The sequence below is a fragment of the Fictibacillus sp. EA-CB0309 genome (genome assembly GCF_055814265.1).
Map to the genome: position 1 here is coordinate 3,824,880 of NZ_CP169271.1, position 13,231 is coordinate 3,838,110.

The 13,231-nt window shown below is 38.8% G+C and carries 13 protein-coding genes and 1 riboswitch; of the genes, 3 read left to right on the forward strand and 10 right to left on the reverse strand.

The genetic code is table 11. The annotated features are described in order from the left end of the window. The first annotated feature begins 13 nt into the window (after window positions 1-13). Both ACEWFH_RS21545 and ACEWFH_RS21550 read left to right on the forward strand, forming a co-directional pair. Window positions 14-229 carry a hypothetical protein gene (locus tag ACEWFH_RS21545; RefSeq protein WP_473725618.1) on the forward strand — a complete coding sequence of 72 codons (216 nt, stop codon included), beginning with the start codon at window positions 14-16 and terminating at the stop codon, window positions 227-229. Between the two features lie 12 nt (window positions 230-241). Then, the gene (locus tag ACEWFH_RS21550; RefSeq protein ID WP_473725619.1) at window positions 242-919 is read left to right on the forward strand and encodes a peroxiredoxin; all 678 of its coding nucleotides are present in this window, start codon (window positions 242-244) and stop codon (window positions 917-919) included. 288 nt (window positions 920-1,207) lie between these two features. On the opposite strand, the gene ACEWFH_RS21555 is transcribed toward ACEWFH_RS21550, so the two are convergent. Both ACEWFH_RS21555 and ACEWFH_RS21560 read right to left on the reverse strand, forming a co-directional pair. Continuing rightward, window positions 1,208-1,579, reverse strand: a complete 372-nt coding sequence (locus ACEWFH_RS21555) for a YbaN family protein (protein ID WP_473725620.1) — start codon at window positions 1,577-1,579, stop codon at window positions 1,208-1,210. Window positions 1,580-1,617: 38 nt separating this feature from the next. Further along, window positions 1,618-2,094 (reverse strand): acyl-CoA thioesterase, encoded by a 477-nt coding sequence (locus ACEWFH_RS21560; protein ID WP_473725621.1) that lies wholly within the window; start codon window positions 2,092-2,094, stop codon window positions 1,618-1,620. Between the two features lie 205 nt (window positions 2,095-2,299). Further along, window positions 2,300-2,479, reverse strand: a riboswitch (cobalamin riboswitch). A 126-nt stretch (window positions 2,480-2,605) separates the two neighbouring features. Here ACEWFH_RS21560 and ACEWFH_RS21565 point away from each other — a divergent pair. After that, window positions 2,606-3,634: an MGDG synthase family glycosyltransferase gene (locus tag ACEWFH_RS21565; protein ID WP_473725622.1), complete on the forward strand. Its 1,029-nt coding sequence runs from the start codon at window positions 2,606-2,608 to the stop codon at window positions 3,632-3,634. 113 nt (window positions 3,635-3,747) lie between these two features. On the opposite strand, the gene ACEWFH_RS21570 is transcribed toward ACEWFH_RS21565, so the two are convergent. The 8 genes from ACEWFH_RS21570 to ACEWFH_RS21605 form a co-directional block, all read right to left on the reverse strand. Beyond that, window positions 3,748-3,966, reverse strand: a complete 219-nt coding sequence (locus ACEWFH_RS21570; RefSeq protein WP_473725623.1) for a hypothetical protein — start codon at window positions 3,964-3,966, stop codon at window positions 3,748-3,750. A 100-nt stretch (window positions 3,967-4,066) separates the two neighbouring features. Next, window positions 4,067-5,434 (reverse strand): GH1 family beta-glucosidase, encoded by a 1,368-nt coding sequence (locus tag ACEWFH_RS21575; RefSeq protein WP_473725624.1) that lies wholly within the window; start codon window positions 5,432-5,434, stop codon window positions 4,067-4,069. Window positions 5,435-5,449: 15 nt separating this feature from the next. Beyond that, on the reverse strand, window positions 5,450-6,226 hold the full coding sequence (locus ACEWFH_RS21580) for a carbohydrate ABC transporter permease (protein ID WP_473727392.1): 777 nt from the start codon (window positions 6,224-6,226) through the stop codon (window positions 5,450-5,452). Between the two features lie 129 nt (window positions 6,227-6,355). Next, window positions 6,356-7,255 carry a carbohydrate ABC transporter permease gene (locus tag ACEWFH_RS21585; protein ID WP_473725625.1) on the reverse strand — a complete coding sequence of 300 codons (900 nt, stop codon included), beginning with the start codon at window positions 7,253-7,255 and terminating at the stop codon, window positions 6,356-6,358. Window positions 7,256-7,328: 73 nt separating this feature from the next. After that, window positions 7,329-8,639 carry an ABC transporter substrate-binding protein gene (locus ACEWFH_RS21590; protein ID WP_473725626.1) on the reverse strand — a complete coding sequence of 437 codons (1,311 nt, stop codon included), beginning with the start codon at window positions 8,637-8,639 and terminating at the stop codon, window positions 7,329-7,331. A gap of 92 nt (window positions 8,640-8,731) precedes the next feature. Further along, entirely contained in the window at window positions 8,732-9,754 is a 1,023-nt protein-coding gene (locus ACEWFH_RS21595) for a LacI family DNA-binding transcriptional regulator (RefSeq protein ID WP_473725627.1), read from the reverse strand. 146 nt (window positions 9,755-9,900) lie between these two features. Further along, the gene (locus tag ACEWFH_RS21600) at window positions 9,901-11,142 is read right to left on the reverse strand and encodes a helix-turn-helix domain-containing protein (protein WP_473725628.1); all 1,242 of its coding nucleotides are present in this window, start codon (window positions 11,140-11,142) and stop codon (window positions 9,901-9,903) included. Window positions 11,143-11,295: 153 nt separating this feature from the next. Further along, window positions 11,296-13,041, reverse strand: a complete 1,746-nt coding sequence (locus ACEWFH_RS21605; protein WP_473725629.1) for a M4 family metallopeptidase — start codon at window positions 13,039-13,041, stop codon at window positions 11,296-11,298. Between the last annotated feature and the right edge of the window lie 190 nt (window positions 13,042-13,231).

Sequence of the window (13,231 nt, forward strand, 5' to 3'; positions counted from 1 at the left end):
CGCGGATCAATGGGTGACCTATATTGATCCTTTAGTAAAAAGAGCTTTACAAGAAACGGAAGAAGGCATTAACCTTACACACTTATATCAGGAGTTTATTTTATCTGGTGTGCTGGTCGGCCAAGGGTTCACACCAGAGCAAGCCATCGAACAAGTTGAAGAGTGGGAGAAAACAGGAGAGTCTCAGTTGTTGAAAAAGAGCAAGATGATGGGAAACCAACAGAGATAGGAGAGGAGAGAAATGGATTCTGCACAAGCAGTTACAAAGCCTTTTATTGGAGATCTATTTCCGGAGACGACAGTTCATACCACCCTTGGGGAACTTGTCCTCCCAACAAGCTATCAAGGTCATTGGTTTGTCCTCTTTAGCCATCCCGGAGACTTTACCCCTGTTTGTACAACAGAGTTTGTAGCATTTCAGAAACTTATGCCAGAATTTCAGAAGCTCAACACATACTTAATTGGTTTGTCTGTAGAGCAGGTGTACTCTCACCTTAAATGGATCGAGTGGATTCAACAGAATCTAAAAGTTGAGATCACCTTCCCCATTATTGCTGACAGCCTTGGTAAATTGGCAATGAGACTTGGGATGATTCATCCAACGATGGGAACAAGAACCGTTCGAAGTGTTTATATCGTGGATCCTTCCGGGAAAATCCGGCTTATTCTTACGTATCCTGAGAATGTCGGGCGAAACATTCATGAGATATTGCGAGCGGTTAAAGCTTTGCAGACCGCTGATAGCAATCAGGCAGCAACACCTGCAAACTGGCCAAAAAATGAACTAATCGGAGACCGCATTATCGTTCCAGCACCTAAAACCGTTCAAGAAGCCAAACAGCGTGCGGAACAAGCGCAATCTGGAGAGATTAAGTGTTATGATTGGTGGCTATGTTCCAAACCTTTATCACAAGAATGATAATATGCCCGATGAAGGTGCAATTAAGCCGCCTTCATCGGGCATTTTTATTATCGTGAATATATCTTATTTAACGTGAAATTATAGTGATTAACGTGAATATATTCCATTTAACGTGAAATTATTGAAATTAACGTGAATATATTTTTGACCGTCTTTCTAACACCAACAGTTCCTGCAAACGTTCTTGCCAGAAACACACATACCACATCTTTCACCTTCTCCCCCGCTCTGTGCACAAAAAAGAGCCATGACCCAGAAAGTGGTTCACTATTTGGGTCAGACTCCTTACCTTTTTGCTGTTTTAATTTTATAAATAAAATAATAGTACTTATACAACACAATAAGGACTAAAATAACTCTTACTATTGTACTCTCAGCCATTATAAATGCAATCAAGATCATGGAGTCTGCAAACAGGTTAATCATGATCTTTTTTCTGAGCGTTAAAGAGCGTTCCTGGATAAATTCTTCAAGGTGCTTTTTATAGATGGGAGTACCTTTAAACCACACTTCAAATTTCTTAGACCCTTTTACAAAAAAATACGATGATAACAGCAGAAATGGTGTTGTTGGAATCAATGGCAACACAATACCCACCATTCCTAAACTCAGGAAAAAGAATCCCAATATCACAAATATCATATTTTTCACTTTCATTGGAATTCTCCCTCTTTCTTGTCATCTGGCGTTTCTTGTTATGAGTTTACGTTTTTATACAGCAAACGCCGCTCCTTTCTTAATGGAGCACTGTCAAAAAAAGCATTCTCTACTTCCGTCTCTGGTATTACGCTTGGAACGGGAGATGGCTTTCCATCCTTATCGATCGCTACCATTGTTAAGATAGACGTTGTGTTTAACGTTCTGTTACCCGTCTCTAAATTCTGGCACTCTACTTTTACGTACACTTCCATTGAAGTTCTTCCCGTTGAGATAACAACTCCCTCTAAAATGAGGATGTCACCAACTTTAGCGGACGATAAAAAGTTTACATTATCAATGGATGCTGTTACAACAACTTTCTTGCTATGCTTCATAGCTGCAATGGCTGCGATCTCATCAATGTATGATAATACTGTTCCGCCAAAGATCGTTCCCATGTGATTGGTGTCGGGAGGCAACACCAACTTTGTTTGAATCGTTCGTGAAACGTTTGCTGACAACTGCTGTTCCATACCATACCTCTTTTCCGGAGTTTAAACACTCCTGTTTTAATAGAGGGAGTTGGTTTAAGCGCAGATTAGACGCTCATCAAATCACATAAAAAACACCCATCACACTAGTAAAAGCCAAGATGGGTGCACGCAAGAATACATAACAGATACTTAAAACCAATCTATTAAAATACCATGCGTCTTATCTTCCCAACTCCCGAAGAAGATCAACGACATAATCACGGCAGGTCTCCTGACTTGTGCCTTATACCTACTCTAAGCCCTTCCCATCGTTCGATAGTGGTTTTGCTTATTTCGTCAGCACTTACAGTTGCGGGTACAGTTCTGGTTTCACACCAGATTCCCTTTTAAGTCTATTACAGACACCGTGATTACCGGATCTTATTAAATTATGAATCTACCTTATTGTATCATTAATCATTTTTACCTTTTACAAAACATTCTTATCTTCTTCATATTGCGTTTAAAATCCCCTGCTATTCTAAATTCAAAAGACTGGGGAGGTTTTCTCATGATACGTCCAACAGCATTAATCCTAACAGCAAACTACGGAAGCGGTCACGTCCAGGTCGCAAATGTTCTCGCTGAAGAGATTAGGAATAAAGGGTACGAACCAATCATTTCAGATTTATTTGGAGAGGCTCATCCACTTATGGCTCAGATTACACAGTCTCTTTTTATCAAAAGCTTCTCTCATGGCTCTTCTTTTTATAAATGGTTCTATTACGGAACTAATAAGCTAAATGCAACCACGATTACCCAGTTTTCACGTTACTTAGGCCGCAAGCGATTCATTGAACTTATCGAGGAACATCACCCTCGTTTTGTCATTACAACTTTTCCGCTTCACGCTGCACCATTTTTACTTAAAAAGTCACGTTTTAACATTCCAATCTACACCGTAATTACAGATTACTTTGCTCATCCTTTTTGGATCAATCCTTCTATCGACCACTATTTTGTAGCGTCTGATTCAGTTAAACAAGGTTTAATGAGACACCAAGTTAATGAAAATAAAATTACGGTGAGCGGCATTCCGATTCGTCCAGGTTTCTACCAATCCATTAATAAAGAAGTGATTTTAGATAAATATCAAGTCTCTCGTAGCAAGCGTGTTGTTACCATTCTTGCTGGCGCACAGGGTGTTCTTAAGAATGTAAAGCACTTGGCTGAGCGCTTGCTCAAGGACCCATTCCTTACAGTCATTGTGATTTGCGGTAAGAATAATGCTTTATATGAAAAACTGTTACCAACCGCTATTCAATACCCGGAAAATTTCCGATTGTTTGGATATGTAGAAGAACTTCATGAAATCTTAAAACTGTCTCATTGTTTGATTACAAAACCAGGTGGTATCACAATAACAGAGGCCGCAGCACTTCACCTGCCCCTTATCTTATATAAGCCTGTACCAGGACAGGAAGCTGAAAATGCAAAACATTTTCAAGCGCATGGAGCTGCACTAATCGCAGATTCAGCAGATAAAATTGCTGATCACGTACAAAGGTTGGTTCACAACCAACAACTAGCAGGGGCATGAAGTCTGCTCTACAGTGTATTCACCAGCCCGTTTCTTCTCAAAAAATTGTTCATCATGCTTTACAAGGCAATCAAAAACTCAAAGCATAGGAGCTTTGAGTTTTATATTTATTATCAATCTTCTCTTGCACCATCTTCTGCAATCGCTCTTAAATCGGCATAGAAAAAGTCATCATTGCATAATGGTGAATGTTCTTTTTCTTTTTTATTATCGTATTTTTCAACGATCTCTTTTAGCTCACCTGTATCACCTTTAGCGTTAATGATCTCAACAAGCTCATTCAACCCGTCTGATGTTTCTTGATCGATTCTTTGTTCTTTATCATCCTTCATCAATATCCCTCCTATGTTTTTATCTTCCCCACACAGGAAAATTTTACACAGAATAAAAAGCCCCTAACAAATGTAGGGGCTTAACAGGATTTGTATAGAATTAACTAACTGTTACAGCATCCGTGTCTTTACTGCTGTTCTGGTTTCCTCTGTTCTTCACAATCTCAGCGTATCGATAGGCACTGTCTTTCCAAATTCTCTCCTGAGAATCAAAGTCTACATAAATGATTCCAAATCGTTTGTTATAACCGAAACTCCACTCAAAGTTATCCATGAGAGACCACAGGTAGTAGCCTTCAATATTCATACCTTCATCATTCAGATCAGAAACGGCTTGAAGATGCTTTTCGATGTAATCCACACGGCCATGATCGTGGACTCTACCGTTCTCAAGCACGTCATCGAACGCCGCACCATTCTCTGTAATATAGATAGGAAGATCCGTGTATTCTTTTCGAAGTCTTCTAATCAAATCTTTAAATTCTTCTGGCGCAATATCCCAGCCCATGCCTGTTTTGTCATAGTCTGAATGAGCACCTCTATGCAAGAAATCATTTGCCGCTGAAAATTCAACAATGCCTCGGCTATAATAGTTAATTCCAAAGAAATCACAAGAAGTAGAGATGATCTCCATATCTCCCTGCTGAATAAAGTCATAAGAGTGAACGTATTTAGAGAATAAATTCATCATATCTACAGGATACGACCCTTTAAATACAGGATCTAAAAACCATCTGTTCGAATAGCCGTCTGCATTGTTAGCAGCCAGCTGGTCGTTAACAGAATCTGTTTTCGCATAGATCGGCGATAGATTCAATGTGATTCCAATTGGCGTTTTTGATTGGAGCTCATTCTTTAAAAATTGAACTGCTACTCCGTGTGAAAGAAGCATATGGTGGACGGCTTTAACCGCTTCATCCATATTCGTATGTCCAGGTGCATGGAACCCTTGATGATAGCTTAAGAAACCCGCACACCATGGCTCGTTATGTGTAATCCATGAGTCAACTTCAGCATCAAGCTCCTGGAAACACACTTTTGCTAGGTCCATAAACCATTCTACCGATTCACGATTCACCCATCCGCCTTCCTCATGTGCCCATAGAGGAAGATCCCAGTGATATAGGGTAATTGCCGGTTTAATTCCTTCTTCACGCAAACGCTGCGTCAATTTTTTATAAAACGCCATTCCCTCTGGATTGTACACTCCCTTTTCAGGAAAAATGCGCGGCCAGGATACAGAAAAACGGTATGTTTCTACTCCAAGCTTCTTAATCTGCTGAATATCTTCTTCATATCGGTGATAGTGATCACAGGCAACACTTCCGTTGTGCTGTTTGTATACTTTCCCTGGAGTATCACAGAATGTATCCCAGATCGAAAGTGTTCTGCCTCCTTCAAGACGAGCTCCCTCAATCTGATAAGACGATGTAGCTGTTCCAAAAACGAATGACTCTTTAAAATGCATAGTTGTTTCTCTCCTCTATTCTTTGATAGATCCTGCTGAAATGCTGTTGACGATATATTTTGATAAAAACAGAAAAGCAATCATGATCGGTACGACCGAAATGGCAATCCCTAAATACATGGATCCAAGGTTTTGAGCGACTTGTGACCCTTTTAAGAATCCCATCAGTACAGGTAATGTGAATTTTTCTGGTGAAAATAGAACAACCAAAGGCAAAATGTAGTTATTCCACGATCCAATAAAGGTAAAGATTGACATAGTCGCAATAGCTGGCATCATAATAGGTATTGCAATCGTATGAAAAATCTTAAACTCACTTGCGCCATCAATTCTTGCCGCTTCAATCAAACTCGGATGAAGTGTTGTTAGAATATATTGACGCAGAAAGAATACGACAAATGGACTCGCAACTGCTGGTATGATAAGCGGAATATACGTATCGAGTATTCCTAAGTTTTTACTTAACTCATAAAAACCGATTAGACCCAACTGTCCTGGAACCATCATCATCACTAACATAAAGACAAACATTGCGTTCTTGCCTTTAAATACATAAAATGCAAAGCCGTAAGCAGTTAGCGCTGAGAAGTATCCCGACAATAGCGTAACGAGAACAGAAATGATTAAGCTGTTTTTAAAGCCTGCCCAAATATTGATGTAGCTCATCATCGTTTGATAGTTTTCTACCAATGAACTTCCTGGGATTAAAGTAAAACCAGATAAGATCGCTTCATTGGATCGGGTAGCATTCACAAGCATCATTAAAAACGGGATAAAGCAAACAATAGCCATTACACTAAGTACGATGTATAGGATTAGTTTTGGTATGCTTCTTTTTGGTTTCGGTTTTGTTTCTATTACACTTGTTTTTTTCACTTCATTTGAAAAAGTTTTATCCACCGCTGTTTTTCCTATCATGCTTTACACCTGCCTTGGTTGTTTACGTTCTTTCCCATACATCCCTTTGAAAATAAAAGCAGAGAATATGAGAGTAATAACAAATAAGCCATATGCTACAGCTGCAGCGTATCCATAATTGTTATATTTAAAGGCTTGATTGTATAAATAGAGCACCATTGTATTAAGCGATCCATCAGGTGATCCTATTCCATCTGTTAAAAGCATCGGCAAATCAAACAATTGAAGACCTCCGATAAGTGAGGTAATCATGATATAAAGCAGGATAGGCTTTAATAGCGGAATCGTAATCTTAGAAAACGTCTGCCAGCGATTTGCACCATCAATTAATGCTGCTTCGTAATAGTCTTTGGATATACCTGATACCCCTGCCATTACGACAATAAAAGAGTGACCAAACCACATCCACGTCAGGATTAGCGATACAGAAAGCTGAGCGCTCGTCGGTTCATTCAGCCAGTTGATCGGGTCTGAAATAATTCCTAGCTTTAGCAACATCATGTTAAGTGAGCCATGCTGCCAATCTAGTAAGATACCAAACAAAAGAGCTACCGAACTAATCGTAATTAAGTTAGGAAGATAAAAGATAGATCTAAAAAACGCAATACCTTTTAACTTCAACCTCATATCAGAAAAGATCATGGCTAGAATTAAAGCAAGTCCAATTTGAAGAGCAAAGTTCACACCCCAAATCTTCCACGTATTAAAGAAGGCTTCTACAAAATACGTATCCGTTAGCAGGCGTTTATAGTTAGCGAGTCCCACAATTTGGGCTTCACCGCTGCCTGTATAATTCGTAAAGCTGTAATAAAACGTTAATGCGACTGGATAAATGCTAAACACTAAGAAGATGATCCAAAATGGGGCAATAAAATAATAGCCGTATCTGTTTAGATTCTTCATCTCCCCTCCTCCTTTCAATAGTTGTGCGGTGGCAGAGTAGTTTCTCCGCCACTCACACGCTTAAAAATTTTACTTATTTCTTAGGTACTTTTAAGTCAGGGTAAGCGTTTTGTGCTTTTTGATAAAATTCTTTAATTGCTGCTTCTTTTGATTTCTTACCAGTTACATACTGTTGAACCGCATTTCCGTAAAGCGTATCTAACTGCTGATCATACTTTGTTACGATGCCAGGAGTAATTTCTTTTGACTGCTCCAAGAAGAATTGGTAGTTGTTTTGTCCACCTAAGAACTTATCGCTAAAGTCATCTTTAATGGCATTTGTAACAGGAAGGTAAGATAATACGTCCCCAGTTTCTTTGCTCCAAGAAGTTAAGAATTCATCATCTTGCGTCATCATTTTTACAAATTTATAAGCAAGTTCTTTATTGTCAGACTTGTTGTAAACCCCAAGCCATGTTCCACCCCAGAAGTATGGTGTCGGACCGCTTGTTACAGCCCAATCTCCAACAGATTCTTTTACATTCGTTTTTAATACGCTATGAAGGCCCCATGTTGGAAGAACATAAGAGAATACTTGAGTTTCTTTCTCTTTTCCACCCTCTTTTACCTTAACCGGCTTATCCATTCCTTCGAACCATGATGGAGACCATTCAGGAGCAAGAGCTGTGTAGCTGTTATCACGAAGCTTTTTGGAATAATCCATGTACTCAATCTTTTCGTCAGTTAGCTGCAATTCATTCTTCTCATTCACCCATGGCTGTGGATTATCGCCTTGTGCAAACCAGCGGATAGATCCTTCATCAGGGAACATGCTATAGCCTTTTGCTTTCATTTTTTCAGCTACTTCAAATACTTTATCCATAGAGCTCATCATTTCTCCAACTTGAGCCGGATCATCTGTTCCTAATACTTCTTTAGCAAGGCTTCGCTTATAATAAATGCCTCCTGGTGTTGTTTGCCAAGATAGCGCACGTACATCGCCTTCTTTATCTTTTCCTAGATCGAATACATACGGTACGTATTTATCAGATAACTCATCTGCGTTATACGGCTTTTCTGATAAGTTCTCCCAGTAACCCGCATCAACCCATTGTTTTAAAAAGGCAATTTCACCTGTGAAAACGTCAGGTGCTCCAACTCCACTTTCCAAAACTGGCTTTAATTTTGTTGGATAGTCTGCGATTGGCACAATTGTTAACTCTACTTTTACGCCATTCTTTTCTTCAAACGTTTTGATTGGTTTCTTAAGCTCATCTGTAAATGACCAGATTCTTAAATCCACATCTTTCTTACCACCACTTGATGTTTTTGAGTCACTAGAACAACCCGCAAATAACCCGACTACTAACACTAAAGCTAAAAATATACTTAACTTCTTTTTCATGTGTGTACCCCTTCCCCTTACATAATTTTTATATTGGCGAAAGCGGTTTCGTTTTTCTTTAAAAAAATATTCGAAACCGTTTTCGAAATGCCCTAAAAAATTTTTTTATTTTTTTGAGAACAAGAGTCTCTAATAATAAGTTCTACTGGGATCTTTTCAGATTTTACCAGCTTTTTCTTTTGGAAGATTTGTTCCATTAACAGTTTTGCCGCGTGATACCCGATTAGCTCTGTATCTTGCTTAATTGTTGTTAACTTCGGTGTTATGTATGCCGCCATTTCGATATCATCATAACCGATGATTGAAATATCTTCAGGCACACGTAATCCCTTGTCCTTAATAGCTTCTATTGCCCCGATCGCCATATGATCTCCTGCAACAAATACAGCTGTCGGAACATCATCTAAAGATAAAAGTTTTTCCATGGCAGCTTTGCCTTCGTTTATAGAAAACAATCCTCCATTAACCAGATAGCCTTCAAGAATGGGAAGCTTAAGGTCTCCCATTGCTTTTTTGTACCCTTTGATTCTCTCCGCGCCTGCATCAGTTGCGGAATCACCAGCTATGTGTGCAATTTTTGTATGACCAAGTGAAAACAAATAATTAACCGCTAGCTTTCCACCTTCAATATTGTCTGAATACACAAGACTGCAATTCTGTTTGTTCATATCAATGACAACGATAGGAATCGTACTATTTATCATCTCTTGTACTTGTGGATCTTGTGGATCAGAACATATTACAACAATTCCATCCACAGCTCGGTAAGAAAAATGCTCTAAATAACTGATATCTCGATTCCGCAGATTACGAGAAGCAAATATTAAGTCATACCCTTCACGTTCTGCATTCTTTCTAAAGCTTTCAATAATGGCACTAAAAAAAGGATGCTTCATTCCGACTTCATTAGATTCAGAGAACATCACACCGATTGTCCAAGACTTCTTCGTTGAAAGAGATTGGGCATGGGCATTTGGTAGATAGCCCATTTCTTCTACTGCTTGTAATATCTTCTGTTTCGTCTTTTCACTAACATCTGAATAATTGTTAAGTGCTTTAGAGACGGTAGTCGTTGAAAAACCCGTCTTTTTTGCAATATCATAAATCGTAGCCATTTGTTATCTCCTCTTTACCGAAAGCGCTTTCGTTAATTGAAATTATAACCTGACCATTCATAAGTTTCAATACAAATTTTCTGATTTTTTTATACAAAAAAAGACAGGGGATTATTCATATCCAACCTATCTTATCAAGCGCTTATTTAATCTCTCTTTAGAAACACACCTGAAATTTCAACTGCTTTTTCATATTGCTTCGTTTCTGCATAATAGTGATATAGCTGCTTTCCAAACTTCTCCATTCTACTAAATTGATTATGAGACTGAAAAAATGGCAGCGCTGTATTTTCTAAGTAACCATAATAAGATTCCATTTCCCCTTTAATAATAAATAGGTGGAGCTGAAATAAGTGCATATATAAGTAGTGTTCCAACGTTTTGGCAACCGTTAACCCTTCTTCTGCGCTTTTTAAGTGTTGTTTTCGTGATTGCAGTTCCCCGTCGATGCTGTTATCCAGGAAATTAAATAGTCGATTTAAGTAAATCGCTGTTTTCTTGTCGGCCATCTTTAACGCCTTGCGATAATAAATATGAGCATTTTGATAATCTTTTCGTTTAAAATACTCAAGACCTAGATTATGTAACAGCATTCCTATAATACCGATTTCGTTCAAGGTTTCGCTATCCTGAATTAACTGAAGGTATCGATTTACTTTTTGCTCAAAATCATGATCAGTCGCACATTCAATTTGAAGCAGCATGACTGATTCTGCTTGAATGGCTCTAGAAAAGTTATTGTTTCTCTTAAAATAATTCACCGCTTTTTTGGCATTTATATATGCCATCGTTTTCGATTCAACCCATTGATAAGCCATTGCTAAATGATAGCAGCATTCTTCATTTCCATAGACGTCCATGTTAATCGTCGTTAAAATCTCCACCGCTTTTTTGCGATTTTCTATATGAAAATCATTGCACTTCTGTAAATAATAGATACCTGTTATATGTTTATGCATGTTTTCTTCATATGGGCTCAGGTGCTCATCTTTAAGTTTGTTTATGATATTCAGTGCTTTTTGTGTATCTTTTTTCAACAGATAATATCGAGCTAAGACCAATTGATACAGAGCAGAATGTTTTGAGAACTGAACGATTGGAAATTGATCCAACTCATTTTTTGTTTTCTCTACCTCTTTCATCCTTTGCATGATAATAGAGTTATGCCACTGGTGGAGTTTCTTTTCCATGCTTTGAAAGAACTCCATCTCCTTTTGTATATCGATATCCAGACGCTTTGAAAATAATGCAATAATTTCTGTTGAGTACTTCGTCTGTCCTCGCTCAATTTTACTGACATGTGTTGTTGTACAAATGTCTTTTCCTAGTTGTTCTTGAGAAAGTCCTCTTTTTTTACGATAAAATTTTATAATTTCTCCCTCAATCATAGATGTCTCTCCTCATGAACAAATGTTTAATAATAAAAGTTTCTTTGCAAATAGGTTTTCTTCCTTCTATAGTCATGTTTTTAAGTCTTAATACCCACTATTTTTCCATAATAAATCCACGAAAGATTACTCTCTCGTGGATTCGTAATGTTTTTATTGGGCTGGTACGCCAATCGCATCGTATGCGGCGATAACTGCCTTAGTTTCGTTTGACGGAGCACCGTTTCGGTCCGGATAAAGGTCACGAGCTGACTGGATCGCTGCAGCACGCATCTCTTTGAATCCTGAAGACGGTACTAGATAGTTTGTTAACGCACGGTAGAAGATCTTCTCTGTTTTTGAACGCGTAATACCTGTTACTTTAACTCCACGATGTTCGCCACCTTCTGAGATCAGGTAAGCTGCTTTGTTATTGATGGAGCTGTTAATATGAACGCCGCCTTTGTCCAACTCACCTAAGTAACGGTCTTCATAATGATCTGGATAAGCATTGTCTTTTAAGCCATAAGCTGCAGAAAGCTTCTTGGATTTCGGATTACTCATTGAACGAAGTCCTCCATCACCTGGGACGTTTGGTGTGAAAATATCTTCACCCATTTCCCATTCAGATGGACTTGTTAAACCATGTGAATGCATTTCAGACAATGCACCAAAGATGTCAGCCAGGGATTCGTTGATCGCACCGGATTCTCCTTGGTATGTTAAGTTGGCAGTCTTAGAGATTACACCATGTGTCATCTCATGCCCCGCAACGTCCATCGCTCCTGCTAGTGAGCTGAAAAGAATGCCATCCCCATCTCCGTAAAGCATCTGCTTTCCGTTCCAAGCCGCATTGTTCCATTTTGATCCAATGTGAACCGTACTAATAATCGGCATTCCCTTTCCATCAATACTGTTACGCTTATGAATGCTTTGGTAGTAATTATTTACTTTAATTGAATTTGAATGTGCAGAAACCGCTGCAGGATCAGCAAAGAAAGTGGTTCCTGTCTCTACTTCAAATCCTGAAAGTCCAAAGAGTCCAGATAAAAGAATGAACGCTGTTTCACCCATACGGTTCGCTTTGTACGTATGAACCGGTACGATGTTTGGATTCGTTGTAGTTCCTCCTGCAATTGCTGCACCATGAAGGTAGCTTTTCCCTGAAACATTGTCTTTTACAGCAATAAAGTTTTGAACCTTACCAAAAACATCTAATCCTCGACCAGTAATTGGTGTAACCGCCGGTGCATCAGCTTCATGAACCGCATTAAACTGATCCACAATCTCACCAGTAGTTGCATCAATAAAATAATGGTAGTAGCCTGGCGCAGGAACAGAAGTCGATACTTTTACTAAATACGTTAAGTAGTTTCTTCCTTCATACGGGTAGATCGTTAGTTCTGTTTCTACTCCGTCAAAATGCTTAACTTCTCCAATCTCAGCAACTACTTGCTCTTTTGCTGTTCCTTCTGCGTCATCTTTTGTGATAGAAGGTTCAGTAGGAATAATGGATCTGGCTAATGTTTGAGTTACTTTTCCAAAGGAAGCATACACGTTGTTGTCAGCATCAAGTGCGACAGTTTGTCCACTGCCATAGATCGGAATGCCATTATATTGCTCTACAGTACGAACGTGGTATGTATTTGTCGCACTATCCGCAAACTGACTTACAATCTTAAACTGATCACCAATTGAAGATGTTGATCTTGCCCCAACCTCTGAAACCACCTGTGATTGCAAATAAGCTTTTACCACATCAGCTTTGCTTAATCCTTCAGGTGCTTGGAATAACACGGTTGACGTATTTGCGTATGCATTGGATCCTGGCAATGAAAAACCACCAAGCGTAACCGATAATGCTAAAACTGCAGGAATGACCACTTTCTTGTTTAAGCGTTTTTGTTTTTTCTTCTTCAACCCATTCACCTCTTCTTCATAATGTGCTTCCGGAATAATTCCAATTATTAAGAAGATTGCAAAAGTGGTCAATTGGGTTAATTTTCGTGCGGTTTTTCGGGCTTTTATGTATATCTTGTCTGCATTCGACAAAAAATGTCTATGTTTTACGTACGAATTAACCCAATAACAATCTCCGAACAATTCTGTA

Excerpts from the sequence above, each read along its gene's own strand:
- ACEWFH_RS21550 (WP_473725619.1), top strand. The coding sequence starts at position 242 with ATGGATTCTGCACAAGCAGTTACAAAGCCTTTTATTGGAGATCTATTT.
- ACEWFH_RS21555 (WP_473725620.1), bottom strand. The coding sequence starts at position 1,579 with ATGAAAGTGAAAAATATGATATTTGTGATATTGGGATTCTTTTTCCTG.
- ACEWFH_RS21560 (WP_473725621.1), bottom strand. The coding sequence starts at position 2,094 with ATGGAACAGCAGTTGTCAGCAAACGTTTCACGAACGATTCAAACAAAG.
- ACEWFH_RS21565 (WP_473725622.1), top strand. The coding sequence starts at position 2,606 with ATGATACGTCCAACAGCATTAATCCTAACAGCAAACTACGGAAGCGGT.
- ACEWFH_RS21570 (WP_473725623.1), bottom strand. The coding sequence starts at position 3,966 with ATGAAGGATGATAAAGAACAAAGAATCGATCAAGAAACATCAGACGGG.
- ACEWFH_RS21575 (WP_473725624.1), bottom strand. The coding sequence starts at position 5,434 with ATGCATTTTAAAGAGTCATTCGTTTTTGGAACAGCTACATCGTCTTAT.
- ACEWFH_RS21580 (WP_473727392.1), bottom strand. The coding sequence starts at position 6,226 with ATGGCTATTGTTTGCTTTATCCCGTTTTTAATGATGCTTGTGAATGCT.
- ACEWFH_RS21585 (WP_473725625.1), bottom strand. The coding sequence starts at position 7,255 with ATGAAGAATCTAAACAGATACGGCTATTATTTTATTGCCCCATTTTGG.
- ACEWFH_RS21590 (WP_473725626.1), bottom strand. The coding sequence starts at position 8,639 with ATGAAAAAGAAGTTAAGTATATTTTTAGCTTTAGTGTTAGTAGTCGGG.
- ACEWFH_RS21595 (WP_473725627.1), bottom strand. The coding sequence starts at position 9,754 with ATGGCTACGATTTATGATATTGCAAAAAAGACGGGTTTTTCAACGACT.
- ACEWFH_RS21600 (WP_473725628.1), bottom strand. The coding sequence starts at position 11,142 with ATGATTGAGGGAGAAATTATAAAATTTTATCGTAAAAAAAGAGGACTT.